This window comes from Citrobacter sp. XT1-2-2 (assembly GCF_023516235.1).
In the GTDB taxonomy this organism is placed as follows: Bacteria; Pseudomonadota; Gammaproteobacteria; order Enterobacterales; family Enterobacteriaceae; genus Citrobacter; species Citrobacter werkmanii.
The window spans coordinates 4,564,026-4,589,935 of sequence record NZ_CP097324.1; the positions used below are offsets into that span (position 1 = coordinate 4,564,026).

The 25,910-nt window shown below is 54.3% G+C and carries 29 protein-coding genes; 24 read left to right on the forward strand and 5 right to left on the reverse strand.

Annotated features, from left to right (window positions below):
- The first annotated feature begins 66 nt into the window (after nt 1-66).
- The 5 genes from M4I31_RS21690 (at nt 67) to pmrB (ending at nt 5,805) form a co-directional block, all read left to right on the forward strand.
- A complete protein-coding gene (locus M4I31_RS21690; protein ID WP_069325137.1) occupies nt 67-828 on the forward strand; it encodes an AraC family transcriptional regulator in 762 nt (253 codons plus the stop codon).
- A gap of 128 nt (nt 829-956) precedes the next feature.
- Nucleotides 957-2,294: an arginine/agmatine antiporter gene (adiC, locus tag M4I31_RS21695; protein ID WP_038636433.1), complete on the forward strand. Its 1,338-nt coding sequence runs from the start codon at nt 957-959 to the stop codon at nt 2,292-2,294.
- 117 nt (nt 2,295-2,411) lie between these two features.
- Nucleotides 2,412-4,049 (forward strand): phosphoethanolamine transferase EptA, encoded by a 1,638-nt coding sequence (gene eptA / locus M4I31_RS21700; protein WP_069325136.1) that lies wholly within the window; start codon nt 2,412-2,414, stop codon nt 4,047-4,049.
- Between the two features lie 4 nt (nt 4,050-4,053).
- The gene (gene pmrA, locus M4I31_RS21705) at nt 4,054-4,722 is read left to right on the forward strand and encodes a two-component system response regulator PmrA (RefSeq protein ID WP_038636427.1); all 669 of its coding nucleotides are present in this window, start codon (nt 4,054-4,056) and stop codon (nt 4,720-4,722) included.
- The gene (gene pmrB / locus M4I31_RS21710; RefSeq protein WP_038636424.1) at nt 4,723-5,805 is read left to right on the forward strand and encodes a two-component system sensor histidine kinase PmrB; all 1,083 of its coding nucleotides are present in this window, start codon (nt 4,723-4,725) and stop codon (nt 5,803-5,805) included. It abuts the gene before it with no gap.
- On the opposite strand, the gene pmrR is transcribed toward pmrB, so the two are convergent.
- Together pmrR and proP are read right to left on the reverse strand one after the other, a co-directional pair.
- The gene (gene pmrR / locus M4I31_RS24150) at nt 5,799-5,888 is read right to left on the reverse strand and encodes an LpxT activity modulator PmrR (RefSeq protein ID WP_038636421.1); all 90 of its coding nucleotides are present in this window, start codon (nt 5,886-5,888) and stop codon (nt 5,799-5,801) included. The genes pmrB and pmrR overlap by 7 nt on opposite strands.
- 153 nt (nt 5,889-6,041) lie before the next feature.
- The gene (proP, locus tag M4I31_RS21715; protein ID WP_038636419.1) at nt 6,042-7,544 is read right to left on the reverse strand and encodes a glycine betaine/L-proline transporter ProP; all 1,503 of its coding nucleotides are present in this window, start codon (nt 7,542-7,544) and stop codon (nt 6,042-6,044) included.
- A 699-nt stretch (nt 7,545-8,243) separates the two neighbouring features.
- Here proP and kdgT point away from each other — a divergent pair.
- On the forward strand, nt 8,244-9,242 hold the full coding sequence (gene kdgT, locus M4I31_RS21720) for a 2-keto-3-deoxygluconate transporter (protein ID WP_051594499.1): 999 nt from the start codon (nt 8,244-8,246) through the stop codon (nt 9,240-9,242).
- Nucleotides 9,243-9,272: 30 nt separating this feature from the next.
- On the opposite strand, the gene M4I31_RS21725 is transcribed toward kdgT, so the two are convergent.
- Nucleotides 9,273-10,166: a diguanylate cyclase regulator RdcB family protein gene (locus tag M4I31_RS21725; RefSeq protein WP_085049659.1), complete on the reverse strand. Its 894-nt coding sequence runs from the start codon at nt 10,164-10,166 to the stop codon at nt 9,273-9,275.
- Nucleotides 10,163-12,520 (reverse strand): clamp-binding protein CrfC, encoded by a 2,358-nt coding sequence (gene crfC, locus M4I31_RS21730; RefSeq protein ID WP_085049658.1) that lies wholly within the window; start codon nt 12,518-12,520, stop codon nt 10,163-10,165. The genes M4I31_RS21725 and crfC overlap by 4 nt, the downstream gene beginning before the upstream one ends.
- Before the next feature lie 538 nt (nt 12,521-13,058).
- Here crfC and M4I31_RS21735 point away from each other — a divergent pair.
- From M4I31_RS21735 to M4I31_RS21820, 18 genes are all read left to right on the forward strand, one after another.
- Nucleotides 13,059-13,394 carry a zinc ribbon domain-containing protein YjdM gene (locus M4I31_RS21735; RefSeq protein WP_003031835.1) on the forward strand — a complete coding sequence of 112 codons (336 nt, stop codon included), beginning with the start codon at nt 13,059-13,061 and terminating at the stop codon, nt 13,392-13,394.
- Between the two features lie 139 nt (nt 13,395-13,533).
- Nucleotides 13,534-13,980, forward strand: a complete 447-nt coding sequence (gene yjdN, locus M4I31_RS21740; protein ID WP_038636411.1) for a VOC family metalloprotein YjdN — start codon at nt 13,534-13,536, stop codon at nt 13,978-13,980.
- 132 nt (nt 13,981-14,112) lie between these two features.
- Complete coding sequence (phnC, locus tag M4I31_RS21745; RefSeq protein ID WP_038636408.1) at nt 14,113-14,901, forward strand: phosphonate ABC transporter ATP-binding protein; 789 nt, start codon at nt 14,113-14,115, stop codon at nt 14,899-14,901.
- Between the two features lie 23 nt (nt 14,902-14,924).
- Nucleotides 14,925-15,941 carry a phosphonate ABC transporter substrate-binding protein gene (phnD, locus tag M4I31_RS21750; RefSeq protein WP_038636405.1) on the forward strand — a complete coding sequence of 339 codons (1,017 nt, stop codon included), beginning with the start codon at nt 14,925-14,927 and terminating at the stop codon, nt 15,939-15,941.
- 80 nt (nt 15,942-16,021) lie between these two features.
- Nucleotides 16,022-16,801, forward strand: coding sequence for a phosphonate ABC transporter, permease protein PhnE (gene phnE / locus M4I31_RS21755; RefSeq protein ID WP_038636402.1), 780 nt, complete (start codon nt 16,022-16,024; stop codon nt 16,799-16,801).
- 20 nt (nt 16,802-16,821) lie between these two features.
- Complete coding sequence (gene phnF, locus M4I31_RS21760) at nt 16,822-17,547, forward strand: phosphonate metabolism transcriptional regulator PhnF (protein ID WP_085049657.1); 726 nt, start codon at nt 16,822-16,824, stop codon at nt 17,545-17,547.
- Nucleotides 17,548-18,000: a phosphonate C-P lyase system protein PhnG gene (gene phnG / locus M4I31_RS21765; RefSeq protein ID WP_085049656.1), complete on the forward strand. Its 453-nt coding sequence runs from the start codon at nt 17,548-17,550 to the stop codon at nt 17,998-18,000.
- Nucleotides 17,997-18,581, forward strand: a complete 585-nt coding sequence (gene phnH / locus M4I31_RS21770; protein ID WP_003031824.1) for a phosphonate C-P lyase system protein PhnH — start codon at nt 17,997-17,999, stop codon at nt 18,579-18,581. The genes phnG and phnH overlap by 4 nt, the downstream gene beginning before the upstream one ends.
- Complete coding sequence (locus M4I31_RS21775) at nt 18,581-19,648, forward strand: carbon-phosphorus lyase complex subunit PhnI (protein ID WP_085049655.1); 1,068 nt, start codon at nt 18,581-18,583, stop codon at nt 19,646-19,648. Before phnH ends, M4I31_RS21775 begins: the two co-directional genes overlap by 1 nt.
- A 46-nt stretch (nt 19,649-19,694) precedes the next feature.
- On the forward strand, nt 19,695-20,486 hold the full coding sequence (gene phnJ, locus M4I31_RS21780; protein WP_233638396.1) for an alpha-D-ribose 1-methylphosphonate 5-phosphate C-P-lyase PhnJ: 792 nt from the start codon (nt 19,695-19,697) through the stop codon (nt 20,484-20,486).
- Nucleotides 20,483-21,241, forward strand: a complete 759-nt coding sequence (gene phnK / locus M4I31_RS21785) for a phosphonate C-P lyase system protein PhnK (RefSeq protein WP_085049653.1) — start codon at nt 20,483-20,485, stop codon at nt 21,239-21,241. Before phnJ ends, phnK begins: the two co-directional genes overlap by 4 nt.
- A gap of 107 nt (nt 21,242-21,348) precedes the next feature.
- Nucleotides 21,349-22,029 carry a phosphonate C-P lyase system protein PhnL gene (gene phnL / locus M4I31_RS21790; RefSeq protein ID WP_069325130.1) on the forward strand — a complete coding sequence of 227 codons (681 nt, stop codon included), beginning with the start codon at nt 21,349-21,351 and terminating at the stop codon, nt 22,027-22,029.
- The gene (phnM, locus tag M4I31_RS21795) at nt 22,026-23,162 is read left to right on the forward strand and encodes an alpha-D-ribose 1-methylphosphonate 5-triphosphate diphosphatase (RefSeq protein WP_085049652.1); all 1,137 of its coding nucleotides are present in this window, start codon (nt 22,026-22,028) and stop codon (nt 23,160-23,162) included. Before phnL ends, phnM begins: the two co-directional genes overlap by 4 nt.
- A gap of 2 nt (nt 23,163-23,164) precedes the next feature.
- Nucleotides 23,165-23,719: a ribose 1,5-bisphosphokinase gene (phnN, locus tag M4I31_RS21800; RefSeq protein ID WP_038636371.1), complete on the forward strand. Its 555-nt coding sequence runs from the start codon at nt 23,165-23,167 to the stop codon at nt 23,717-23,719.
- Nucleotides 23,706-24,140 carry an aminoalkylphosphonate N-acetyltransferase gene (gene phnO, locus M4I31_RS21805; RefSeq protein WP_038636367.1) on the forward strand — a complete coding sequence of 145 codons (435 nt, stop codon included), beginning with the start codon at nt 23,706-23,708 and terminating at the stop codon, nt 24,138-24,140. Before phnN ends, phnO begins: the two co-directional genes overlap by 14 nt.
- Before the next feature lie 8 nt (nt 24,141-24,148).
- Nucleotides 24,149-24,907 (forward strand): phosphonate metabolism protein PhnP, encoded by a 759-nt coding sequence (phnP, locus tag M4I31_RS21810; protein WP_085049651.1) that lies wholly within the window; start codon nt 24,149-24,151, stop codon nt 24,905-24,907.
- A gap of 82 nt (nt 24,908-24,989) precedes the next feature.
- Nucleotides 24,990-25,241: a type II toxin-antitoxin system Phd/YefM family antitoxin gene (locus tag M4I31_RS21815; RefSeq protein ID WP_006688247.1), complete on the forward strand. Its 252-nt coding sequence runs from the start codon at nt 24,990-24,992 to the stop codon at nt 25,239-25,241.
- The gene (locus tag M4I31_RS21820; protein ID WP_085049650.1) at nt 25,238-25,525 is read left to right on the forward strand and encodes a type II toxin-antitoxin system RelE/ParE family toxin; all 288 of its coding nucleotides are present in this window, start codon (nt 25,238-25,240) and stop codon (nt 25,523-25,525) included. Before M4I31_RS21815 ends, M4I31_RS21820 begins: the two co-directional genes overlap by 4 nt.
- Here the strand turns inward: M4I31_RS21820 and yjdP are convergent.
- On the reverse strand, nt 25,522-25,851 hold the full coding sequence (gene yjdP / locus M4I31_RS21825; protein ID WP_069325126.1) for a DDRRRQL repeat protein YjdP: 330 nt from the start codon (nt 25,849-25,851) through the stop codon (nt 25,522-25,524). The genes M4I31_RS21820 and yjdP overlap by 4 nt on opposite strands.
- Between the last annotated feature and the right edge of the window lie 59 nt (nt 25,852-25,910).

The window sequence follows — 25,910 nt, forward strand, 5'->3', positions numbered from 1 at the left end:
TTTGCCGGTTATTTCTTGCCCAATGGTAAGTTACGGTAGTTTATGTCATATTCCTGGAGTTTGGGTATGAGACTTTGCAGCAAAGAAGCGTGTGTTGTCGTATTAACGGAGAAGGATGTTTGGTTAAGGATTAACGGTAAAGAAGCCATCAGTTTAAAAGCTAATCATATGGCATTGGTGGCATGTGATAATAATATTATCGACTTCTCATCACTTAATAACGCACTGGTCGTACATATCAGCCGCGATATCATTAAAGACTATCTGCGTTTTTTAAATAAGGACCTTTCACAGATCCCATTCTGGCAGCGGAGTGCTAACCCAGTGATCACCGCTACCTGTCTGACGCCGGATGTCTTCCGGGTGGCCGCCCAACATAGCGTAATGGAAACAGTAGACGAAGGTGAAAGAGAGCGCACACGCTCGCTACTGTTCACGGTGTTGTCACGCTTCCTTGACAGCAAAAAATTTATCTCTTTACTCATGCATATGCTGCGTAGTCGTATCAGCGACAGCGTTTATCACATTATTGAAAGCGACATACACAAAGACTGGAATTTAAGCATGGTCGCCAGTTGCTTATGCCTGAGTCCCAGCTTGTTAAAGAAGAAACTCAAAAGCGAAAATACAAGTTACAGCCAAATAATTACCACATGTCGCATGCGTTATGCCGTCAATCAACTCCTGATGGACGAGAAAAACATTTCCCAGGTCTCTCAACTGTGCGGATATAACAGTACCTCATACTTTATTTCCGTATTCAAAGAGTTCTATGGGATGACGCCACTGCATTATGTTAGTCAACATCGGGAGCCATCCGCTGCCTGAGTTTTAATCAGTTAGCGATAAGCCATAATAATATCAGCATTAGCGATACCCCAGCTCCGTCATCATAAAATAGTCTTTTGAAGAGGTATGATAAGTCCGTCATTTATCCTTATCAGGAGTTAAAAAATATGTCGACGGATGCTGATGCTCACAAAGTGGGCTTAATCCCCGTCACCCTTATGGTGTCGGGGAATATTATGGGTTCCGGTGTATTCCTGCTACCCGCAAACCTTGCGTCAACTGGCGGGATTGCAATCTACGGATGGTTGGTCACGATTATCGGTGCTCTGGCACTGTCGATGGTGTACGCAAAAATGTCGTCCTTAGACTCCAGTCCCGGTGGTTCTTATGCTTATGCCCGCCGCTGTTTCGGTCCTTTTTTAGGCTACCAGACTAACGTCCTGTACTGGCTGGCCTGCTGGATTGGTAACATCGCCATGGTGGTCATTGGCGTCGGTTACCTGAGCTACTTTTTCCCCATCTTAAAAGATCCGCTGGTCCTGACGCTGACCTGTGTCGTGGTGCTGTGGATCTTCGTATTGCTGAACATTGTCGGCCCGAAAATGATCACCCGTGTACAGGCCGTCGCAACGGTGTTGGCGCTGGTGCCGATTGTTGGGATTGCCGTCTTCGGCTGGTTCTGGTTCCGCGGTGAAACCTATATGGCGGCCTGGAACGTCAGCGGTATGAATACCTTCGGCGCAATTCAAAGCACTCTGAACGTGACCTTATGGTCATTTATCGGGGTGGAAAGTGCCTCCGTCGCGGCAGGCGTGGTTAAAAATCCCAAACGTAACGTGCCTATCGCCACCATTGGCGGGGTGCTGATTGCCGCCGTTTGTTACGTGCTCTCCACAACGGCGATTATGGGGATGATCCCTAACGCTGCGCTGCGTGTTTCGGCCTCGCCGTTCGGTGATGCCGCAAGAATGGCGCTGGGCGACACCGCTGGCGCGATCGTCTCCTTCTGCGCCGCTGCCGGGTGTCTTGGTTCACTGGGCGGATGGACGCTGCTGGCCGGACAAACTGCCAAAGCGGCGGCCGATGACGGGCTGTTCCCGCCGATTTTTGCCCGCGTTAACAAAGCCGGTACCCCGGTGGCCGGGTTAATTATCGTCGGTATCCTGATGACCATTTTCCAGTTCAGCAGCATGTCGCCGAACGCCGCAAAAGAGTTTGGTCTGGTCTCTTCGGTTTCGGTCATCTTCACGCTGGTGCCATATCTGTACACCTGCGCTGCGCTGCTGCTGCTCGGTCATGGTCACTTCGGCAAAGCGCGCCCGCTGTATCTGGCGGTAACCTTTATCGCCTTTGTCTACTGCATCTGGGCAGTGATCGGTTCTGGCGCCAAAGAGGTGATGTGGTCGTTCGTCACACTGATGATTATTACCGCGCTGTACGCACTTAACTACAACCGGATCCATAAAAACCCCTATCCATTAGATGCCCCGGTAAAAAATAGTTAACGTCAGCGGCACTGGTGAATAGCCGCCATCCTGCAAAAAGCCAATCTTAAGAACTTAAGGTTGGCTTAATTTTACTTTGAGAGGATCTGCACCACTTAGTCGATGGAATCCCCCTTAATGTTAAAGCACCTGTTTAAAAGGCCCACTCTCGGGTTAATCAGCTGGCTTCTGCTGCTCTCATTTTATCTTGCGACTTTTCTGAACATTGCGTTCTATAAACAAGTGCTGCAAGACCTGCCCCTGGATTCTGTGCGCAACGTGTTGGTGTTTTTATCAATGCCGGTCGTCGCTTTCAGCGTTATGAACATCGTGCTGACGCTGGCCTCATTCCTGTGGCTTAACCGCCTGGTGGCGTGTGTTTTCATTCTGGTTGGCGCATCGGCTCAATATTTCATCATGACCTACGGCATCATCATCGACCGCTCGATGATCGCCAATATGATGGACACCACGCCCGCCGAAACCTTCGCCCTGATGACACCGCGAATGGTAATTACGCTCGGGGTGAGCGGTATTCTGGCCGCGCTCATTGCCTGCTGGATAAGAATCAAGCCTATTACTCCAGTGCTGCGCAGCGTGTTGTTCCGTGGCGCGAACATTCTGATCTCCGCGTTGCTGATCGTGTTGGTCGCCGCGTTCTTCTATAAAGATTACGCCTCACTGTTTCGCAACAACAAAGAACTGGTGAAATCCCTCAGCCCATCCAACAGCATTGTGGCGACGTCATCATGGTATTCGCACCAGAGGCTGGCCCACCTGCCGTTGGTACGCATTGGCGAAGATGCGCATCGCAATCCATTGATGGTAAAAGAAAAGCGTAAAAACCTGACGATTGTGGTTCTCGGCGAGACCTCCCGCGGCGACAACTTCTCCCTGTCCGGGTATGCGCGCCAGACCAACCCGCTACTGGAAAAAGATAATGTGGTCTATTTCCCGCGCACGACGTCCTGCGGTACGGCCACGGCGGTATCTGTACCCTGCATGTTCTCCGATATGCCGCGCGCGCACTATGATGAAGAACTGGCGCAGCATCAGGAAGGCGTACTCGACATCATCCAGCGGGCGGGAATTAACGTGCTGTGGAATGATAACGACGGTGGATGTAAAGGAGCCTGCGATCGGGTGCCGCACCAGAATATGACTAAGCTGAACCTGCCGGGACAGTGTATTGATGGTGAATGCTATGATGACGTCCTGTTCCACGGGCTGGAAGAGTACATTAATAATCTGCAAGGCGACGGCGTGATTGTGCTGCACACCATCGGCAGCCACGGTCCGACCTATTACAACCGCTATCCTGCGCAGTTCAAGAAATTTACGCCAACCTGCGACACCAACGAGATCCAGACCTGTTCCCAGCAACAGCTGGTCAATACATACGACAACACGATTCTTTATGTTGACTATATTGTTGATAAAGCAATCAATATACTGAAAGAGCATCAGGATAATTTCACCACCAGCCTGGTCTATCTTTCCGATCACGGTGAATCCTTAGGGGAAAATGGCGTCTATTTGCACGGCCTGCCGTATTCGATTGCGCCAGATACGCAAAAACATGTGCCGATGCTGCTGTGGCTCTCAGAAGATTATCAGCAACGCTATCAGGTCTCTCAGACATGTTTGCAAAAACGGGCAAGCTCAGAAGATTTCTCACAGGATAATCTGTTCTCGACTCTGCTGGGATTAACGGGCGTGCAAACACAGAAATATCAGGCGGCAGATGATATTCTGCAACCCTGCCGGGGAGGCTAAGCGAATGAAAATTCTGATTGTTGAAGACGATACGTTGTTATTACAGGGACTGATACTCGCCGCGCAAACAGAAGGCTATGCCTGCGACGGCGTATCAACCGCCCGGGCAGCGGAACAATGCCTGGAGACCGGACATTACAGTCTGGTGGTTCTGGATCTCGGCTTACCGGATGAAGACGGTCTGCACTTCCTGAACCGGATCAGGCAGAAAAAATACACCGTACCTGTGCTTATCCTCACCGCCCGCGATACGGTGAAAGACCGGGTCAGCGGGCTGGACGTGGGCGCAGATGACTATCTGGTTAAACCGTTCGCGCTGGAAGAACTGCACGCCCGCATCCGGGCGCTGCTGCGTCGTCATAACAATCAGGGTGAAAGTGAGTTAATTGTCAGTAACCTGACGCTGAATATCGGTCGTCGCCAGGTGTGGATGGACGGGCAAGAGATTATCTTAACGCCGAAAGAATACGCGCTCCTGTCGCGCCTGATGCTCAAGGCTGGCAGTCCGGTTCACCGGGAAATTCTGTATAACGACATCTACAGTTGGGATAACGAACCGTCGACCAATACGCTGGAAGTCCACATCCATAATCTGCGCGATAAAGTGGGGAAATCACGTATCCGCACGGTCAGGGGATTTGGCTATATGCTGGTCGCCACTGAGGAAAGCTAAGTGAAGCTGCTGCAATATCTAAAACGACCGCTCCCTCTTCGCCAACGGTTAATACTGACGATAGGTCTAATTCTGTTGGTCTTTCAACTCATTAGCACCTTCTGGTTGTGGCACGAAAGTACTGAGCAAATACAGTTATTCGAGCAGGCGCTGCGCGATAACCGTAACAACGATCGCCACATCATGCATGAGATCCGCGAGGCCATCGCCAGCCTGATCGTCCCCGGCATCTTTATGGTCAGCCTGACGCTGCTGATTTGCTACCAGGCAGTGCGACGTATTACTCGCCCGCTGGCGGATCTGCAAAAAGAGTTAGAAGCGCGGGCAGCCGATAACCTGGCCCCCATTGAAATTCACAGTTCAACCGTTGAGATACAGGCGGTCGTCTCAGCGCTCAACGAGCTGGTGACGCGGCTGACCACCACTATCGAAAACGAACGCTTATTTACCGCCGATGTCGCCCACGAACTACGCACGCCGCTGTCAGGCGTTCGCCTGCATCTGGAATTATTATCCAAAACCCATAAAGTCGACGTTTCGCCGTTAATTGCCCGCCTTGACCAAATGATGGACAGCGTGTCGCAACTGCTGCAACTCGCCCGCGTCGGGCAGTCGTTTTCGGCCGGAAGCTACCAACATGTCAAACTGCTGGAGGACGTGATTCTGCCCTCCTATGACGAACTCAGCACCATGCTGGACCAGCGCCAGCAGACGCTGCTCCTCCCGCAAAGCGCGGCGGACGTTGTCGTACGTGGCGACGCAACGCTGTTACGCATGCTGCTGCGCAATCTGGTAGAGAACGCCCACCGTTACAGCCCGGAAGGCACTACTATTACGATCGGCCTGAATACCGAACATGATGCCGTCATGGCCGTCGAAGATGAAGGTCCAGGCATTGATGAAAGTAAATGCGGGGAGTTAAGCAAAGCGTTTGTACGGATGGACAGCCGTTTTGGCGGCATTGGGCTGGGGCTGAGCATTGTCAGTCGGATCACCCAGCTACATCACGGGCATTTCTATTTGCAGAATCGTCAGGGAACGAGCGGCACTCGCGCCTGGGTGGAATTAGCGAAAGCTCAGTAAGAACTCACCCATACGTACAAAAAGCTGCTGACGATCAGCACGCTACACAGGGCAGTTAAACTTTCATAAATGCGGGTTTTCATGACACTCTCCTCCGAAACTATGGAGGAGAGTTTGCCTGAAGGATATTAAGCCAACCTTAAGTCGCTGTGATAGATCAACATAATGTGCCGGATGGCAGTTGGCGCCTTATCCGGCCTACTGAGTACAACGCTACCCGCAGGCCTGAAAGCTGATTACTCATCAATACGCGGATGCTGCTGCACCAGACGCGAACGCTTAAGCTGCAATTCCGCAATTTCCTGATCGATATCTTCGATTTTATGCTCGATGTTATCGTAGTGCTCACCAAGGATCTCTTTCGCTTCCTGAATATCCGAAGCGGCAGGCGTCGCCCCTTTCAGTGGTTTATTTGCGGTCTCTTTCATGGTGATACCGGTAATTAAACCAACCACCGCAATCACCATCAGGTAGTAAGCAGGCATCATCAGATTCTGCGAACTTTCCACCAGCCAGGCAGCCAGGGTCGGCGTCAGACCCGCAACCAGGACCGAGATATTAAATGCCGCCGCCAACGCGCTATAACGAATATGCGTCGGGAACATCGCCGGTAACGTTGACGCCATCACCCCGGTAAAGCAGTTGAGGATCACCGCCAGCATCAGCAGCCCGGCAAAAATCAGGCCGATGACATTACTGTTTATCAGGATAAATGCCGGAATAGCCAGCACAAACAGCGCAATACTGCCCATAATCACAAACGGGCGACGACCAAAGCGGTCACTGAGCAGACCCATCACCGGCTGCACAAACAGCATACCAATCATGATGGCGATAATAATCAACACGCCGTGGTCTTCAGAGTAATGCAGGTTATGCGACAGATAGCTCGGCATATAGGTGAGCAGCATGTAATAGGTAACGTTGGTGGCAATCACCAGACCGATACACGCCAGCAGGCTACGCCAGTGTTTGGTCGCAATCTCTTTAAACGAAACCTTCGGACCTTCCTGCAGGCCCTCACGGTCGCCCTGTTCCAGTTTATCAACGTGCTGCTGGAACGCCGGCGTCTCTTCCAGCGCATGACGCAGGTACAGACCAATCAGCCCTAACGGCAGCGCCAGGAAGAACGGAATACGCCAGCCCCATTCAAGGAAATTTGCCTCGCCGACAATGGTTGAAATCAGAACCACCACGCCCGCGCCCAGCACAAACCCGGCGATCGAGCCGAAGTCCAGCCAGCTACCCATAAATCCACGCTTACGGTCAGGCGAATATTCCGCGACAAAAATCGACGCCCCGGTGTACTCTCCGCCGACCGAGAATCCCTGTGCCATCTTACACAGCAACAGCAGAATCGGCGCCCAGATACCAATCGAGGCATACGAGGGAATAAGACCGATACAGAAGGTACTGATCGACATAATCACAATGGTGATAGCGAGGATCTTCTGACGACCGTATTTATCGCCGAGCATACCGAAGAACAATCCGCCAAGCGGTCGAATCAGAAAGGGAACAGAGAAGGTGGCGAGCGCGGCAACCATCTGCACGCTGGGGTCAGCCCCCGGGAAGAACACTTTACCTAATGCGTAAGCAACAAACCCATAAACACCAAAATCAAACCACTCCATCGCATTACCTAACGACGCCGCGGTAATGGCTTTTCGCAACTTTCCGTCATCAATGATGGTGACGTCGCGCAGCGTAATGGGTTTTATTTTTTTCCTTTTTAGCATACCAGTCCTCTTAGACTTAGCCCTGTCGCGCACAGTTCGACGCTCCTAACGCAACATGCGCTAAGGTCATCGCCGAGCGGGGAATGCACAGACGCAATCCCTGTAACAAGCGTAGCAGGTTTACTTACACTGGCTGGAAACGAGCAGTACAACCGAACCTGTTGACGCCTGATTGGGCGGTTAATGACCTCTTTACCCTAACAGTGTTTAAATTTGTGATCAACTTCACACATGGTATTTCATTTCGTCAACCTGCGTAAATAAGGTCATTCTGAGTCAGCTTTTTTACATGTCATGCTTGCGATTTACTGACAATTAAATACAAGAATAAATCGCTTTATTGCGCCAACAATCACAGCGGTCACTATTATTCTGCTAGCAAAAAAATCACCTAATCCTTTCACAAAAAGATCACAGCTTTTTTAATAATCACAGCGATTGAGAACTTTTGCGCGGAATATGTGATGAAGATAACTAAAACATCGTTTTATTTTGATTGAATCAACGTTCCCATGAATGCAAACTAATTCCAGACGCAATATCCCTGGGAGCAGCGACACGCTCAACGTATGCCGCGTTAGATTCTATAAAACAAAGAGATAGCGATTACCTTTGTTAAGAAATTTTAGTAACCATTTGAATTTATTAATTTTTAACTCCTTGCGCATATAGTGCCTTCGACAAGATATGAGGACGTTTATGAAAATTAAAGCCACGATTGAACGCATCCCCGGCGGAATGATGTTGATTCCCCTGTTATTAGGCGCAGTGTTAAATACCTTGGCTCCCGATACCGGCGCGTATTTCGGTTCGTTTACCAAAGGTATGATCAGCGGAACGGTGCCTATTCTGGCGGTGTGGTTTTTTTGTATTGGCGCATCTATTGATTTACGGGCAACCGGTACAGTATTACGGAAGTCCGGTACGCTGGTTATCACCAAAATAGCCGTGGCGTGGGTAGTGGCAATGATAGCCGCGTCATTTATTCCTGATACCGGTATTCAAACCGGGTTCTTTGCGGGACTTTCGGTACTGGCAATTGTTTCCGCGATGGATATGACCAACGGTGGTCTGTACGCCAGCCTGATGAACCAGTACGGAACGAAAGAAGAGTCCGGCGCATTTGTGTTGATGTCTCTGGAATCCGGTCCGTTGATGACGATGGTGATCCTTGGTTCAGCGGGCCTGGCCTCCTTCGAGCCACACCATTTTATCGGCGCGGTATTACCGTTCCTGATTGGCTTTACGCTGGGTAATCTGGATCACGATCTGCGTTCTTTCTTCAGCAAAGCCACGCCGGTGCTGATCCCGTTCTTCGGCTTTGCGCTGGGCAACACCATTAACCTGAGCGTCATCGTTGATACCGGTCTGTTGGGTATTCTGCTGGGCGTCGCGGTTATCGTTATCACCGGTATCCCGCTGATTATTGCTGACCGCGTTATCGGTGGCGGGAACGGTACGGCAGGTGTGGCAGCCTCTTCTGCGGCAGGCGCTGCGGTGGCAAACCCGGTGATTATCGCCCAGATTAACCCGGCGTTTGAACCGGTTGCCGCCTCCGCCACAGCGCTGGTCGCCGCCAGCGTGATTGTCACCGCCATTTTGGTGCCAATTATCACCGCGCTGTATGCCAAACGCTTTAATAAAAACCTGGTCGCCAACGAGACGGCGGCTACCCCGGCAGACTCTCTGCACCACTAACTCTGCCTTAGCCCCACTGACCGTCCCTGCTCAATTGATGAGTGGGGACGGTGCAAAAATCTCCTCAACCATCGCATCAGCCAGCCGTTTCGCCGAACACAATCGCGGCATTCCCAACGCCACATTCTGCCATCGCTGCGTCACCGACCAGCTCACCGGATGGCGCTGCGCATCACACCAGTCGCCTAACCAACTCAACATATCGTTGTGCTCGCCCGAGCCGCCAACCGTCGGCGCGCTGAGCCAATGATGATAATAATGACGCGTAGCGGGCGCCGCATTCACGCTGTCTGCCAGCGTCTGGGCAGCCATGATGCGCAGATTGTCTTTAAGCATTGAGACCACATCGGTATTCGCTAATCGGCAGGCGTCACCAAAAGCTCCCCAGCGCAGTTCTTCCAGCGCGACAAAACAGCGTCCGGGTAACGACCAGCCGTCATACGCCCCAGCCCGCCACCGGGTAAAAATTTGCTCGCTGTGTTCGCCCGCCTGAACCGTCAGGCCGCGTTGCGTCAATGCCTTCTCTTTATACGCGCCGCGTTGAGTGAACCAGTCCGTAAGCGAATTTATCTGCTGTATGAGACCGGGGGTGGACAGCCCCCGCGGATGTTCGGTCTGTTGCAAAAACATTAGCCGTTCGGCGATACGCACCAGCGCCAGATGGCCCGGGTCGATCATGCCCGCCAACTTCTCCACCAGCTTCAGACGCATCACCAGATGCTCGCTGGACACTCCCGCCATCACCCACGCCCGAAGTTGCGTCTGGGATAGCACCTCCTGCGTCAGGCGCGCACGCAGCCGCTGCTGCTGTTGCAGAAAACCGCCGGAACGTTTGGTTTCATCTCCTTGAACCAGATCGACCATAAACTTCGGGTAGACACACTCCAGCGTCCGCCCGGGGCCTTCCAGTAACACGTTAGTCATGTGTGCTCAGTTGCAAAAAGGGTGTTGATATCGTCGCGCAGCAAGCGGGAATCTTCATAAAGCCATGCCGCCGTCGTAATGCGATGCTGTAATTGTTCATTCAACGCATTCACCGCAGACTCATTTTGCTGGCGCAGGGTCAGGCTCTCACGCAGGCTCGCCTGTAATTGCGCCAGACACAGCGAAAAATCAGCAAAAAACGTGGCCATGCCTGCCGTAACGGAAATATCGACCTGAGCAACTAAAGCTTTACGAATTTGTTGGCAAAACTGGGTAACGTAATGCACAAGGCTCTTGTGCAGCGCGCCCATATCAATGAGATAACGCGTTTTTGTTTCGACGTAATCATTCCATCCCCAGTTGGGTTGATTCAGCCAACGGGAGAAAGTGTCACGCACCACACCGCCAGTAGACGACGTATTTTCCGCCGGAATATCCTGTTCAATAGCCTCATTAAATAGCTGGCGGGTATTAAAATTAAACATCGCCGCATGAAAGGCCGGAAAACGAATCCGCGCACGAAATCCGGCGTGATTCAGCTCCTCTTTCACCCGCAATTCAATAGGCCGCATAGCGTCATTGAGTGCCCGGGACAGGGTCGACTCAAGCTGCTCAAAACGTAGCGCTAAATCCCGGCTAATACTCTCTTGGGCTGCCAGCAATACCCCTTCACAGGACGAGCGCATTTTATCTAAGACGATTTTTGCCTGCCCTTCGTCATGCAGCACCAGCATTTCACCCGCCATTTCAGCCGTTATAGCGCCTGATCCCTGGCCGTGCGGTGACATCATCAGGACGTTTTCTTTGACAAAAAACGTATTGATGCCGCACAGAATCTCAGTCTGTTGCTCATTGAGATAGGTCGCGGCAGATGCCAGCGCCAGTTCTACTTCATGGTTAACTTCATCGCTCACTCGCCCTTGGCTCACCTGTAACTGCTGCATATCCTCTTCAATATGCGTAATGTTCAGCCGCAGTTTTTCATAGGCCACCGTTAATCCGTGGGCGCGAAACTCCAGATATTCGTGCGCGCTTTGCGCATAGTTCAATAACTTATGCGACGCGGAACGTAACGCATACAGCGAAGCATTGGCGTGAGCGGCATGAATCACGTTCTGGATCGGCTGCTCAAACAGCGAATCTTCCCACAGTAAATCGGCGGCATGACGGATGTGCTCCGTATCCTCAAGATCGGTGGTACGCCAGCGCCTGCCCAGCGCCGCTTCGGCAAAATCCTGTACCCAGCGTTGCACCTGATGATCCGGCAACCGCCCGCGGGTGGTTAGCTCATGACGCGCTCTGTTCGCCAGATAGCCCCACATCGAGGAAACCGGATAGATCCGTTCAGGGGTGATTCCGCCTTGCATCAGCGTGCCGGAAATCAAAGCCCGCACCTGCTCTTCATCATCACTGTTGCGGTCTTTCTGATCGAATTTATTGACCAGCGCATACAGCGGCACTGTTTTCCCGACCGCCATAATCGCCCGACGGACTTCCTCATCAGAGATCGACTTCAGTTGGGTGTAATCCATTACCGCCAGGACCGCAGAAGCCCGCGCCAGCTGTTCATTCAGCATTTTTTGTAAGTGCGGTTGTCCGGCCTCGTTCGGCCCCGGCGTATCCAGCAGCGTTAATTGCCCCGGATAGCTTGCCTGTCCGGCCAAATGGACAAATTCGACCTCGATAACCGGAATATGCTCAATCGCGGCATAAGCGGCAAAAGGAAAATCAGCCTCCAGCGCTTTTGACAAACGCACCAGGTCATTCAGGCTTTTAAGACAATGGAAAATAGGCTGTGCGCCAAGATAATACCGTTCAAATGCCACGCCGTTTTCAATATGCTGCAGCAGGACGTTCATATCCTTATCAATTTCCAGCGTCTGCGTAAGACGCTGGCGATCGCATGCCCGCATGCGCTGCTGTAAAACCTTCATTAAGGCTTCGATCGGCGCGACATGCGAAAAATGCAGTACCGGCTCTTTCTGCCCCGGCGTATGGCGAATAAGCGTCGGTAACGCCGTCATCGGACGATTACGATTAGGTAAAACTTCTGTGCCGACAATCGCGTTAATCGTCGTCGATTTTCCCGCTTTCATGGTGCCAACGATGGCCAGCACCATTTCCAGACGCGTAATCTTGCGCAGCTCATTATTAAGCGTCGCCTGCTGGGCATCCATACCACGCGCGCTGAAATGCAGGGGCTGAACAACCTGTCTGCTATGCTCTCCATGTTGCAGCGCGACATCATCCAACGACGTGATGGGCAATTTTTGTAATTGCCGGAGATGTTCAAGAGAGAGCATCAGCAAGCGTTCAGCTTCCTGACTTAATTCATATATTGTCTGTGTGTGCATGGAAAATTTTTCCTTAACGCAAATGGCATTACTTTTATTTAGCCTAATCGTTTTATTTATAGATTTTCGGCTTTTATAATTACGTGTGGAAATAATTAAAATCGAAACAACCAATTGATATTATTAAAATAAATTTGGCATATAACCGCTGGCCTGATGCCTCTCACTTATGTAATAAGTAAGAAAGATAAACAGCGTAGTTCAGTTTTAAAGAATACCCGCTGAATTCCCCTACTAAAATTAAGGGGGCAGGAGATATTCTGCCATCAGGATGTAGACACCCGTAAGCGGTGTTACCTATAAATATCAGTTATTTCGCCTCACCTTATCTTAAATAACCTGGCGTAGCAATTTCCCTTAAAAAATATTGCGCCATACTTCATTGCTGTGAAAGCAAAGGATCTTTACAGCAGATCATTTTGCTTTATCGCGCAGTAGTCCCGACAAAAGCAGGGATTTTATGTATAATTGCGGCCTTTTTCGGCAATCTGCCATTTTTTGGGCGCATTTGCCCCTGCTGACTTTTGAGGAAATCCACATGTCATTACCACACTGCCCACAATGCAACTCCGAATACACTTACGAAGATAACGGCATGTTCATCTGCCCGGAATGCGCTCACGAATGGAACGATGCTGAACCGGCTCAGGACAGCGACGAACTTATCGTTAAAGATGCTAACGGCAACCTGCTGGCCGACGGCGACAGCGTTACCGTAGTGAAAGACCTGAAGGTAAAAGGTAGCTCTTCAATGCTGAAGATCGGTACCAAAGTAAAAAACATTCGTCTGGTGGAAGGCGACCACAACATCGATTGCAAAATCGATGGCTTTGGCCCAATGAAGCTGAAATCAGAGTTTGTGAAAAAGAACTGATGCAAATTGCCTGATGGCGCTGCGCTAATCAGGCCTGTGTCAGCTCATCTGCCAGGCGGGAAGCTCATACTTCCCGCCTGGTTTATTTTTGCAGACGCTAACTACACTTAACTGGTTTCTTTTACCTGAGGTAAAGATCATGCCGTTAAGTCCCTATATCTCCTTTGCAGGCAACTGCGCAGACGCCATCGCCTACTACCAAAAAACATTAGGCGCCGAGCTGCTCTACAAAATCAACTTCGGTGAAATGCCCAAATCGGCGCAGGACAGTGAAGAAGGTTGCCCTTCAGGAATGAAATTCCCCGATACCGCTATCGCCCACGCCAACCTGCGCGTTGCGGGCAGCGACATTATGATGAGCGATAGCGCCCCCGATGGAAATGCCCACTACTCTGGCTTTACGCTGGTGCTCGACACGCAAAATGTCGACGAAGGCAAGCGCTGGTTTGATAACCTCGCGGCAAACGGAAAAATCGAAATGGACTGGCAGGAAACCTTCTGGGCCCACGGTTTTGGTAAAGTGAGCGACCAGTATGGCGTACCGTGGATGATCAACGTCGTCAAACAGCAGCAACCTACCGAGTAATCCAACGGGAGGCTTGTCCTCCCGTACTGTCATCAAAAATCGCTCAACTCTTCATCGTTGAGTAACCATCCCTTAACGAAAACGTCACATTGATCCGCCACGATGGGGCCACTTTTTTAGGGAGGCCGCATCATGCAAACGATTATCCGCGTCGAGAAACTCTCCAAATCCTTCAACCAGCATCAGGCGCTCAATGCAGTTGATCTGAGCATCTGTTCCGGTGAGATGGTGGCTCTGCTTGGGCCGTCTGGCTCCGGCAAATCCACCCTTTTACGTCATTTAAGCGGTTTGATCACCGGGGATAAATCGCCCGGTAGCCATGTTGAGCTGTTGGGTCGCACCGTCCAACACGAAGGTCGGCTGGCACGCGATATCCGCCAAAGTCGCGCCCACACCGGCTATATCTTCCAGCAGTTCAATCTGGTTAACCGTCTGACGGTACTGGAGAACGTCCTGATTGGCGCGCTCGGCAGCACGCCGTTCTGGCGCACCTGTTTTAGCTGGTTCAGTCAGGAGCAGAAACAGCGTGCGCTCCAGGCGCTAACCCGCGTTGGCATGGCGCACTTTGCGTATCAGCGCGTTTCCACGCTTTCGGGCGGGCAACAGCAGCGCGTCGCTATCGCCCGGGCGCTGATGCAGCAGGCCAAAGTGATCCTGGCCGACGAGCCTATTGCCTCGCTGGACCCGGAATCCGCACGCATCGTAATGGATACCCTGCGCGACATTAATCAGACCGACGGCATCACCGTGGTCGTCACGCTGCACCAGGTGGATTACGCCCTGCGCTATTGCGAACGCATCGTCGCGCTGCGCCAGGGCAACGTCTTCTTTGACGGCAGCAGCCAGCATTTTGATAACGATCGATTTGACCATCTCTACCGCAGCATGAACCGCGTCGAACAGAACGCGCAGGCTGCCTGACATCCCCACAATGAGGAATGGAAATGAGCTATAAGACAGTTGCCGCGCTGGCCTTTACCAGCATGTTTAGTCTCAGCACCCTGCTCAGCCCGGTCCATGCCGAAGAGCAGGAAAAAGCGCTGAACTTTGGCATTATTTCGACCGAATCACAGCAAAACCTGAAGCCGCAGTGGGAACCGTTCCTGAAGGACATGGAAAAGTCACTGGGTGTAAAAGTGAACGCCTTCTTCGCCCCGGACTACGCCGGGATCATCCAGGGAATGCGCTTTAACAAAGTCGATATCGCCTGGTACGGCAACCTCTCGGCAATGGAAGCGGTGGATCGCGCTAACGGACAAGTGTTTGCCCAGACCGTCGCCGCCGACGGATCTCCGGGGTACTGGAGCGTGTTGATCGTTAACAAAGATAGTCCGATCAACAACCTGAACGATCTGATCGCCAAACGTAAAGATCTGACCTTCGGCAACGGCGATCCCAACTCCACGTCCGGCTTCCTCGTCCCCGGTTACTACGTCTTCGCCAAAAACAACATCTCCGCCAGTGATTTCAAACGCACCGTTAACGCCGGACACGAAACCAACGCGCTGGCCGTCGCCAACAAACAGGTCGATGTCGCCACCAACAACACCGAAAACCTCGACAAATTGAAAACTTCCGCACCGGAAAAACTGAAAGAACTGAAGGTGATCTGGAAGTCACCGCTGATCCCGGGCGATCCGATCGTCTGGCGTAAAAACCTCTCCGAAACCACCAAGGACAAGGTGTACGACTTCTTTATGAACTACGGCAAAACGCCGGAACAGAAAACCGTACTTGAACGCCTGGGCTGGGCGCCGTTCCGTGCCTCCAGCGACCTGCAACTGGTGCCAATTCGTCAACTGGCGCTGTTTAAAGAGATGCAGGGCGTGAAGGACAACAAAGGGCTGAACGAGGAACAGAAAGCCAGCAAAACCTCGGCGCTGAAAGCGCAGCTCGACGATCTGGACCGTCTGACCGCCGCGCTGGGCGCTATGACCAGCGTCACCAAAGCGGTGCAGTGATTTGTAGAGCGGATTGTAGGCCGGATAAGCGCAGCGCCATCCGGCCTACCACGCAAACACACGTACCAACGGAGCTAAACATGCAAACCATCACCGTCGCCCCGCCCAAACGTAGCTGGTTCTCGCTACTGAGCTGGGCCATTCTTCTCGCCGTGTTGGTGGTCTCGTGGAAAGGTGCCGAAATGGCTCCGCTCACGCTGATCCAGGATTCCGGCAATATGGCGACCTTCGCCGCCGACTTCTTCCCGCCGGACTTCAGCCAGTGGCAGGACTATCTCGGTGAAATGGCCGTCACCCTGCAAATCGCCGTCTGGGGTACCGCCCTCGCCGTGGTGCTGTCGATTCCTTTCGGCCTGATGTGCGCCGATAACCTCGTGCCGTGGTGGATTTACCAGCCGATGCGCAGAGCGATGGACGCCTGCCGCGCCATCAACGAAATGGTCTTCGCCATGCTGTTCGTGGTCGCCGTCGGCTTAGGTCCGTTCGCCGGGGTGATGGCGCTGTTTATCCACACTACCGGGGTGCTCTCCAAGCTGCTTTCCGAAGCGGTAGAAGCCATTGAACCGGGTCCGGTAGAAGGCATTCGCGCCACCGGGGCCAACAAAATTGAAGAGATCCTCTACGGCGTTTTGCCGCAGGTGATGCCGCTGCTGATCTCCTACTCGCTGTACCGTTTTGAGTCCAACGTTCGCTCGGCCACGGTGGTCGGCATGGTGGGCGCAGGCGGTATCGGCGTGACCTTATGGGAGGCGATCCGCGGCTTCCAGTTCCAGCAAACCTGCGCCCTGATGGTGTTAATCATCGTCACCGTCAGCCTGCTGGATTTCCTTTCCCAGCGTTTGCGTAAGCACTTTATCTGATTAACGAGGCATTGATTGCTATGCACTTATCTACACATCCGACCAGTTATCCAACGCGTTATCAGGAAATTGCCGCGAGACTTGAGCAGGAGCTTCGTCAACATTATCGCTGCGGGGACTATCTGCCCGCCGAGCAGCAGCTTGCCGCGCGCTACGAGGTGAATCGCCATACCCTGCGCCGCGCCATTGACCAGTTGGTTGAACGCGGTTGGGTTCAACGTCGCCAGGGCGTCGGCGTGCTGGTGCTGATGCGCCCGTTTGATTACCCGCTCAATGCCCAGGCGCGTTTCAGTCAGAACCTGCTGGACCAGGGTAGCCACCCCACCAGCGAAAAACTGCTGGCGGTGCTGCGCCCGGCCTCCAGCCATATTGCCGACGCGCTCAGCATAAACGAAGGCGACAACGTTATTCACCTGCGTACTCTGCGCCGGGTTAACGGCATCGCCCTGTGCCAAATCGACCACTATTTTTCCGACCTCACGCTGTGGCCGCTGCTGCAGGGCTTTACCAGCGGTTCGCTGCATGACTACTTACGCGAACAGTCCGGTCTGACGCTCCTGCGCACGCAAACACGCATCAGCGCCCGCCGGGCCCAGGCCAAAGAGAGCAAGGTGCTGGAAATCCCCAACATGGCGCCGCTGCTGTGCGTGCGCACCCTGAACCACCGTGAAGGCGAAGAGCAGGCAGCGGAATACTCCGTCAGCCTGACCCGCGCCGACATGATCGAATTCACTATGGAGCACTGAATGCATTTCGATACCGCCACCCGCCAGCGCTGGATGCGCGCGCTGGCTTACAGCAATGCCGATGCGCTGAACGCCCGCATCAACGCGCTCAAACTGACGCCGGACTATGAACTTATCCGCGCACCGGAATGCGGACTGATGCAAATCCAGGCCCGCATGGGCGGTACCGGCAATCGCTTCTTTGCTGGCGACACTACGCTCACCCGCGCGGTGGTGCGCCTGAAGAGCGGCACGCTGGGTTACAGCTACCTGCTGGGACGTAACAAACACCATGCCGAGCAGTGCGCGGTAATTGACGCCCTGCTGCAGGAACAAACGCATTTCCAAAGCTTAATGGAAACCTTGATTGTCCCGCTGGAAGCGGAACGCGATGCGCTGATTAGCGCACGCCGTGCCGAAATCAACGCCAGCCGGGTCGACTTCTTCACGCTGGTACGCGGAGATAACGCATGACCTTACAAACCGCTTTTAATTTACCCGTTCAGGATGCGCAGCAGAGCTTTCGTCGCCTGCTGAAAGCCATGAGTGAACCGGGCGTGATCGTCGCCCTGCATCAACTGAAACACGGCTGGCAGCCGCTGGGCCTGGCAACCACCAGCGTGCTGCTGACGCTGGTTGATGGCGACACGCCGGTCTGGCTGGCGCCGTCGATGGATAACGATATTGCCCGGCAGAATCTGCGTTTTCATACCAACGCGCCGCTGGTGGATCAGCCGCAGCTGGCGGCTTTTGCCGTCGCCGACGAACGCATCAGCAGCGAACAGCTAAACGCCCTCTCCGCCGGTTCCGCCGTCGCGCCAGAGACCAGCGCAACGCTGATTGTTCAGGTCTCTGGCTTAAGCGGCGGACGCATGCTGCGTCTGACCGGCGCCGGTATCGCCGAGGAACGCATGATCGCGCCGCAGCTGCCGGAATGCCTGATTCACGAACTCACCGAACGCCCGCATCCGTTCCCGCTGGGGGTCGATCTGATCCTCACCTGCGGCGAACGCCTGCTGGCTATTCCGCGAACGACTCATGTGGAGGTGTGCTGATGTACGTCGCTGTCAAAGGGGGCGAAAAGGCGATAGCAAGCGCCCACGCCCTGCAGGAAAACCGACGCCGGGGCGAGGAGACCATTGCCGAACTGAGCGTCGCGCAAATCGAACAGCAGATGAACCTGGCGGTCGACCGGGTAATGACCGAAGGCGGCATCGCCGACCGCGAACTGGCGGCGCTGGCGCTAAAGCAGGCGAGCGGCGATAACGTCGAAGCTATCTTTTTGCTGCGCGCCTATCGCACGACGTTGGCAAAGGTGGCAGTCAGCGAACCGGTAAACAGTGCGGAAATGCGCCTTGAACGCCGAATCTCCGCGGTCTACAAGGACATTCCCGGCGGGCAACTGTTAGGTCCAACCTACGATTACACCCATCGCCTGCTGGATTTTACCCTGCTGGCCAATGGTGAAACGCCGCCGTTGCGCTGCGCGGATAACACGCAGGATGCCTCCCCGCACGTCTTTTCCCTGCTGGCAAACCAGGGGCTGGCAAAACGCGAAGAAGATAACGGCGATGCACCCGATGATATCACTCGCACGCCGCCGGTTTACCCGTGCTCGCGTGCCTCACGCCTGCAACAGCTGATGCGCGGCGACGAGGGCTATCTGTTGGCACTGGCCTACTCCACCCAACGCGGTTACGGACGCAACCACCCGTTTGCCGCCGAGATCCGCAGCGGCTACGTCGCACTGGAAACCGTACCGGAAGAGCTGGGATTTGCGGTGAACGTCGGCGAACTGCTGATGACGGAGTGTGAAATGGTCAACGGCTTTGTCGCGCCAGAGAACGAATCTCCCCATTTTACCCGCGGCTACGGGCTGGTGTTCGGCATGAGCGAACGTAAAGCGATGGCGATGGCGCTGGTGGACCGTGCCTTACAGGCGGCCGAATACGATGAAACGGTCACGGGACCGGCGCAGGACGAAGAGTTCGTGCTGGCACATGCGGATAACGTCGAGGCGGCGGGTTTTGTATCGCACCTCAAGCTCCCCCATTACGTCGATTTCCAGGCCGAACTGGAACTGCTCAAACGCCTGCAACAGGAGGCCGCCCGTGACCGCTAACCTCTCCGGCTACAACTTTGCGTATCTTGATGAACAGACCAAACGCATGATCCGCCGCGCCATTCTGAAAGCGGTAGCCATCCCCGGCTATCAGGTCCCATTTGGCGGACGTGAAATGCCGATGCCCTACGGCTGGGGCACGGGCGGCATTCAGCTTACCGCCAGCGTGATTGGCGAACCGGACGTGCTGAAGGTGATTGACCAGGGCGCGGACGACACCACCAACGCCGTGTCGATCCGCAATTTCTTCAAACGCGTGACGGGCGTGGTGACGACGGAACGTACCGAAGACGCCACGCTGATCCAGACCCGCCACCGCATCCCGGAAACACCCTTGGTGGAAGATCAGATAATCATTTTCCAGGTGCCAATCCCTGAGCCACTGCGCTTTATTGAACCGCGCGAAACGGAAACCCGCACCATGCACGCGCTGGAAGAGTACGGCATCATGCAGGTGAAACTGTATGAAGATATCGCCCGCTTCGGCCATATCGCCACGACCTACGCCTATCCGGTGAAGGTCAATAACCGCTACGTCATGGACCCATCGCCCATCCCGAAATTCGACAATCCGAAGATGGACATGATGCCGGCCCTGCAACTGTTTGGCGCTGGTCGTGAAAAGCGCATCTATGCCGTTCCACCTTACACCCGCGTAGAGAGCCTCGATTTCGACGATCACCCGTTTACCGTGCAGAGCTGGGATGAGCCTTGCGCCATTTGCGGCTCTACCCACAGCTATCTCGATGAAGTGGTGCTCGATGACACCGGCAAACGCATGTTTGTCTGTTCCGACACCGACTACTGCCGCCAACAGAGCGAGGCTCTCAGCAAATGACGCAACCGCTGCTTTCAGTCAACAACCTGACTCATCTCTACGCGCCGGGCAAAGGCTTCAGCGACGTCTCGTTTGACCTGTGGCCTGGCGAAGTGCTGGGTATCGTCGGCGAGTCCGGTTCCGGCAAAACCACTCTGCTGAAATCAATCTCTTCACGTCTGACGCCACAGAACGGTGAAATATTGTATCAGAACCGTTCGTTGTACGACATGAACGAGGCCGACCGCCGCCGTCTGCTGCGCACCGAGTGGGGCGTGGTGCATCAGCATCCGCTGGATGGCCTGCGCCGTCAGGTTTCCGCAGGCGGCAATATCGGCGAACGCCTGATGGCCACCGGCGCGCGCCACTATGACGACATTCGCGCCACCGCGCAGCGTTGGCTGGAGGAGGTGGAAATCCCCGCCTCACGTATCGACGACCTGCCGACCACCTTCTCCGGCGGCATGCAGCAACGCCTGCAGATCGCCCGTAACCTCGTCACCCACCCGAAGCTGGTGTTTATGGATGAACCCACCGGCGGGCTGGACGTATCGGTACAGGCCAAACTGCTGGATCTGCTGCGCGGCCTGGTGGTGGAACTGGATCTGGCGGTGGTGATTGTCACCCACGATCTGGGCGTGGCGCGTCTGCTGGCGGACCGTTTGCTGGTGATGAAGCAGGGTCAGGTGGTGGAAAGTGGGTTAACCGACCGCGTGCTCGACGATCCACATCATCCGTATACCCAGTTATTGGTGTCGTCCGTATTGCAGAACTGATTTTTTGTTGTGCCCGATGGCGCTGCGCTTATCGGGCCTACCTGGATCGCACTTTTGTAGGCCGGATAAGGCGCAGCCGCCATCCGGCAAAAAATCTCGAGGCAAAAATGATTCGCGTTGAAAATGTCAGTAAAACCTTCGTGCTCCACCAGCAAAACGGCGTACGTCTGCCAGTGCTGCAAAACGCCACTCTGGCAGTGAAAAGCGGCGAATGCGTGGTGCTGCACGGTCACTCGGGCAGCGGTAAATCCACGTTGCTGCGTTCGCTGTACGCCAACTACCTGCCGGATGAAGGGCACATCCACATTCGCCACAGCGATGAATGGGTCGATCTGGTGCAGGCCCCGGCGCGCAAAGTGCTGGAAGTTCGCCGTTCAACCATCGGCTGGGTGAGCCAGTTCCTGCGCGTGATCCCCCGTGTCTGCGCCCTGGATGTGGTGATGCAGCCGCTGCTGGATCTCGGCGTATCCCGTGAAGAATGCGCCGCGAAAGCCGCCAGCCTGTTAACGCGTCTCAACGTACCGGAACGCCTGTGGCACCTGGCACCATCGACCTTTTCCGGTGGCGAACAGCAGCGCGTTAACATCGCCCGTGGGTTTATCGTCGATTACCCTATTTTGCTGCTCGATGAGCCGACCGCCTCATTGGACGCCAAAAACAGCGCTGCCGTGGTGGCGTTGATTGAAGAGGCGAAAGCCCGCGGCGCAGCCATTGTCGGTATTTTTCACGATCAAACCGTGCGCGACCGCGTAGCGGACCGTCTGCACCTGATGGGAACAACAGCATGATTATCAACAATGTAAAGCTGGTTCTGGAAGATGAAGTGGTGCAAGGATCGCTGGAAATTGCGGGCGGGGTTATCCGCGCCTTTGCCGAAACCCAGAGCCGTCTGCCTGAGGCTTTAGACGGCGAAGGCGGCTGGCTGCTGCCAGGGTTGATTGAGCTACATACCGATAATCTGGATAAATTCTTCACCCCGCGCCCGAAGGTCGACTGGCCTGCCCACTCGGCGATGAGCAGCCATGACGCGCTAATGGTCGCCAGCGGCATTACTACCGTGCTGGACGCGGTGGCGATTGGCGACGTGCGCGACGGCGGCGATCGGCTGGAAAATCTGGAGAAGATGATCAACGCCGTGGAAGAGACGCAAAAACGCGGGGTCAATCGCGCCGAACACCGCCTGCATCTGCGCTGCGAACTGCCGCACCACACCACCCTGCCGCTGTTTGAAAAACTGGTCGGGCGCGAGCCGGTGACGCTGGTTTCACTGATGGATCACTCGCCGGGCCAGCGCCAGTTCGCCAATCGAGAAAAGTACCGCGAGTATTATCAGGGCAAGTATTCGCTCACCGACGAGCAGATGGCCCGCTATGAAGAAGAACAGTTGGCCCTCGCCGCACGCTGGTCGCAGCCCAATCGTAACGCCATCGCCCAGCTTTGCCGCGAACGTAATATCGCGCTGGCGAGCCATGACGATGCCACCAGCGAACATGTGCTGGAATCGCACCAACTTGGCAGCGTAATCGCCGAATTTCCTACCACTTTCGCGGCGGCTGAAGCCTCGCGCCAGCACGGAATGAACGTGCTGATGGGCGCGCCAAACATCGTGCGCGGAGGGTCTCATTCCGGCAATGTGGCGGCGCATAAGCTGGCTGAGCTGGGGTTACTGGATATTCTCTCCTCCGATTACTACCCCGCCAGCCTGCTCGACGCGGCATTTCGCGTAGCGGATGACGACGCCAACCGCTTTACACTGCCGCAGGCGATTCGTCTGGTGACCCGCAATCCGGCGCGGGCATTGAATCTCGACGATCGCGGCGTTGTTGCCGAAGGTAAACGGGCGGATCTGGTGCTGGCACATCGCAAAGGCGGCAACATCCATATCGACCACGTCTGGCGTCAGGGCAAAAGGGTATTCTGACTATGGGGAAACTGATCTGGCTGATGGGGCCATCCGGCTCTGGTAAGGACAGTCTGCTGGCGGAACTCCGCCTGCAGGAACCCGCGCAACTGCTGGTGGCGCATCGATACATCACCCGTGCCGCTAACGCCGGGAATGAAAATCATATTGCGCTGAGTGAACAAGAATTTTTTACCCGCGCCGGGCAGAATCTGCTGGCGCTGAGCTGGCATGCAAACGGCTTCTACTACGGCGTGGGCGTGGAGATTGACCTCTGGCTGCACGCCGGTTTTGATGTGGTGGTCAACGGATCGCGCGCCCATCTGCCCCAAGCGCAGGCTCGTTATGGCGCGTCGTTACTTCCTATTTGCTTACAGGTTTCCCCAGCGATTCTACGGCAGCGTCTGCAGGCGCGTGGGCGGGAGAGTGAAACGGAAATCGCCGCCCGCCTTGAACGCGCGGCACGCTACGCACCGTATGACTGCCACGTCCTCAACAATGATGGCAGTTTGCTACAGTCTGTCGATACACTGCTCGCCCTGATGGGACGCAAGGAGAAGAAACATGTCTGTCTGTGAATTACGCCGCGCCACGCTCTACGATACCGATGCGGTTTACGCGCTTATCTGTGAACTCAAGCAGGGACAATTCGATCGCCAGACCTTTAGCGCCGGATACGCCGCGAATCTGCAAGATCCTAATATGCACTACCAATTGGCGCTGCTCGACGGAGAAGTCGTCGGCTTGATCGGTCTGCACCTGCAGTTTCATCTGCACCACGCCAACTGGATTGGCGAGATTCAGGAACTGGTGGTGATGCCACAGGCGCGAGGATTAACGGTAGGCAGTCAGCTACTGGCCTGGGCCGAAGCCACCGCACGCGAAGCTGGCGCAGAAATGACCGAGCTTTCCACCAGCACCCAACGCCTTAACGCGCACCGTTTCTACCAGCGCGAAGGCTATACCCAGAGCCATTTCCGCTTCACCAAACCGTTGTAGGGGGAGCCATGAGTCTGACCATTACGCTGACGGGAACCGGCGGCGCGCAGTTGGTGCCGGCATTTGGCTGCGGCTGCGCGGCCTGTCAGCGGGCGCGCGTACAGGCGCAATACCGTCGACGCCCCTGTAGCGGGGTGGTCAAATTCAATCATGCGGTAACCCTGCTGGACGCGGGGATCCCGCATCTGATGGACGACTGGCCAGCGGGCAGCTTTCAGCAATTTCTGCTGACCCACTATCATATGGATCATGTGCAAGGACTGTTTCCGTTGCGCTGGGGCGTGGGGGCGAGCATCCCGGTGTACGGTCCACCGGATGAGCAGGGTTGCGACGATCTGTTTAAGCATCCCGGTATTCTCGATTTTAGCCATACCGTTGCGCCGTTCGTGGTATTTGACCTGCAAGGGTTGCAGGTAACGCCGCTGCCGCTCAACCATTCAAAGCTGACGTTTGGCTATTTGTTCGAGACCGCGCACAGCCGGGTGGCGTGGTTCTCCGACACCGCCGGGCTTCCCGATAAGACGCAGAAGTTTCTCCACAATAACCCACCGCAGGTGATTATCATCGACTGCAGCCATGCCCCGCGCGCCGAACCGCCGCGCAATCATTGCGATCTCAATACCGTCATCGCGCTGAACGAGGTTATCCGCTGTCCAAGGGTTATCCTGACGCATATCAGCCATCAGTTTGATCTGTGGCTGATGGAAAATCCGCTGCCGACAGGCATCGAAGCAGGATATGACGGGATGGAGATTGTGCTGGATTAGCGATCACACACCATAATAAGACTTGTTAACAGGTCTTTTGCGTCCTATATTAAGACCAGTTAAACGGTCTTTAGGAGCCATTATGCCGCATATCATCTTAAGCGATACCACCGCCAGCGTGAGTGAGTTGAAAAAAAATCCTATGGCAACTGTCAGCGCAGGAGATGGCTTTCCGGTCGCCATCCTGAACCGTAACCAGCCCGCATTTTATTGTGTGCCAGCAGAGCTTTACGAAAAAATGCTGGATGCGCTGGACGATCAGCAACTGGTTAAATTAGTCCATGAACGTAGCCAACAACCCCTGGTGGATGTGGACCTGGACAGCTATTTATGAGTTATACGGTAAAGTTCAGGGAAGATGCGCTGAAAGAGTGGCAAAAACTTGATAAAGCTATTCAGCAGCAGTTTGCCAAAAAACTAAAGAAATGCTGTGAAAACCCGCATGTCCCTTCAGCAAAGCTCAGGGGAATAAAAGATTGCTATAAAATCAAACTACGAACTTCAGGGTTTCGTCTTGTTTATCAAGTTATTGACGACACCCTGGTCATCGCGGTCGTTGCCGTCGGTAAACGCGAGCGTAGTGAAGTCTATAACCTTGCCAGCGAAAGATTGCGCTAACGATCGTAATCCTCTTCCATTCTGCGTTCTTCGTCTTCTAACTGACGTCGTTCCTGATCAAGCTGACGCTGACGGTCATCCAGTTGGCGACGTCGGTCTTCAAACTGGCGACGGCGATTATCATACTGCCTGCGCCGATCGTCACTCATCTGACGCTGCCAGCTTTCATCACGAGCGTCATCATAATCCCGCCCGTTGTCCGGTTTGTATGCGTCGTTAATCGCCTGCTGAATATTGCCGATGGCATCATCGATAATATCCGCCTGCGCCGAAACGGTGGTCATCATCAGTAGAGAGAAAAGTAAGAATGTCGCGGAGCGTTGCATAAAACCAGCCTCATCGAGAAACTCGCCCCACGGTAATCAAAGCGAATTTGCGCGGGTAG

Coding starts and splice junctions, on each gene's coding strand:
- M4I31_RS21690 (WP_069325137.1), top strand. CDS start 67: ATGAGACTTTGCAGCAAAGAAGCGTGTGTTGTCGTATTAACGGAGAAG.
- adiC (WP_038636433.1), top strand. CDS start 957: ATGTCGACGGATGCTGATGCTCACAAAGTGGGCTTAATCCCCGTCACC.
- eptA (WP_069325136.1), top strand. CDS start 2,412: ATGTTAAAGCACCTGTTTAAAAGGCCCACTCTCGGGTTAATCAGCTGG.
- pmrA (WP_038636427.1), top strand. CDS start 4,054: ATGAAAATTCTGATTGTTGAAGACGATACGTTGTTATTACAGGGACTG.
- pmrR (WP_038636421.1), bottom strand. CDS start 5,888: ATGAAAACCCGCATTTATGAAAGTTTAACTGCCCTGTGTAGCGTGCTG.
- proP (WP_038636419.1), bottom strand. CDS start 7,544: ATGCTAAAAAGGAAAAAAATAAAACCCATTACGCTGCGCGACGTCACC.
- kdgT (WP_051594499.1), top strand. CDS start 8,244: ATGAAAATTAAAGCCACGATTGAACGCATCCCCGGCGGAATGATGTTG.
- M4I31_RS21725 (WP_085049659.1), bottom strand. CDS start 10,166: ATGACTAACGTGTTACTGGAAGGCCCCGGGCGGACGCTGGAGTGTGTC.
- crfC (WP_085049658.1), bottom strand. CDS start 12,520: ATGCACACACAGACAATATATGAATTAAGTCAGGAAGCTGAACGCTTG.
- M4I31_RS21735 (WP_003031835.1), top strand. CDS start 13,059: ATGTCATTACCACACTGCCCACAATGCAACTCCGAATACACTTACGAA.
- yjdN (WP_038636411.1), top strand. CDS start 13,534: ATGCCGTTAAGTCCCTATATCTCCTTTGCAGGCAACTGCGCAGACGCC.
- phnC (WP_038636408.1), top strand. CDS start 14,113: ATGCAAACGATTATCCGCGTCGAGAAACTCTCCAAATCCTTCAACCAG.
- phnD (WP_038636405.1), top strand. CDS start 14,925: ATGAGCTATAAGACAGTTGCCGCGCTGGCCTTTACCAGCATGTTTAGT.
- phnE (WP_038636402.1), top strand. CDS start 16,022: ATGCAAACCATCACCGTCGCCCCGCCCAAACGTAGCTGGTTCTCGCTA.
- phnF (WP_085049657.1), top strand. CDS start 16,822: ATGCACTTATCTACACATCCGACCAGTTATCCAACGCGTTATCAGGAA.
- phnG (WP_085049656.1), top strand. CDS start 17,548: ATGCATTTCGATACCGCCACCCGCCAGCGCTGGATGCGCGCGCTGGCT.
- phnH (WP_003031824.1), top strand. CDS start 17,997: ATGACCTTACAAACCGCTTTTAATTTACCCGTTCAGGATGCGCAGCAG.
- M4I31_RS21775 (WP_085049655.1), top strand. CDS start 18,581: ATGTACGTCGCTGTCAAAGGGGGCGAAAAGGCGATAGCAAGCGCCCAC.
- phnJ (WP_233638396.1), top strand. CDS start 19,695: ATGATCCGCCGCGCCATTCTGAAAGCGGTAGCCATCCCCGGCTATCAG.
- phnK (WP_085049653.1), top strand. CDS start 20,483: ATGACGCAACCGCTGCTTTCAGTCAACAACCTGACTCATCTCTACGCG.
- phnL (WP_069325130.1), top strand. CDS start 21,349: ATGATTCGCGTTGAAAATGTCAGTAAAACCTTCGTGCTCCACCAGCAA.
- phnM (WP_085049652.1), top strand. CDS start 22,026: ATGATTATCAACAATGTAAAGCTGGTTCTGGAAGATGAAGTGGTGCAA.
- phnN (WP_038636371.1), top strand. CDS start 23,165: ATGGGGAAACTGATCTGGCTGATGGGGCCATCCGGCTCTGGTAAGGAC.
- phnO (WP_038636367.1), top strand. CDS start 23,706: ATGTCTGTCTGTGAATTACGCCGCGCCACGCTCTACGATACCGATGCG.
- phnP (WP_085049651.1), top strand. CDS start 24,149: ATGAGTCTGACCATTACGCTGACGGGAACCGGCGGCGCGCAGTTGGTG.
- M4I31_RS21815 (WP_006688247.1), top strand. CDS start 24,990: ATGCCGCATATCATCTTAAGCGATACCACCGCCAGCGTGAGTGAGTTG.
- M4I31_RS21820 (WP_085049650.1), top strand. CDS start 25,238: ATGAGTTATACGGTAAAGTTCAGGGAAGATGCGCTGAAAGAGTGGCAA.
- yjdP (WP_069325126.1), bottom strand. CDS start 25,851: ATGCAACGCTCCGCGACATTCTTACTTTTCTCTCTACTGATGATGACC.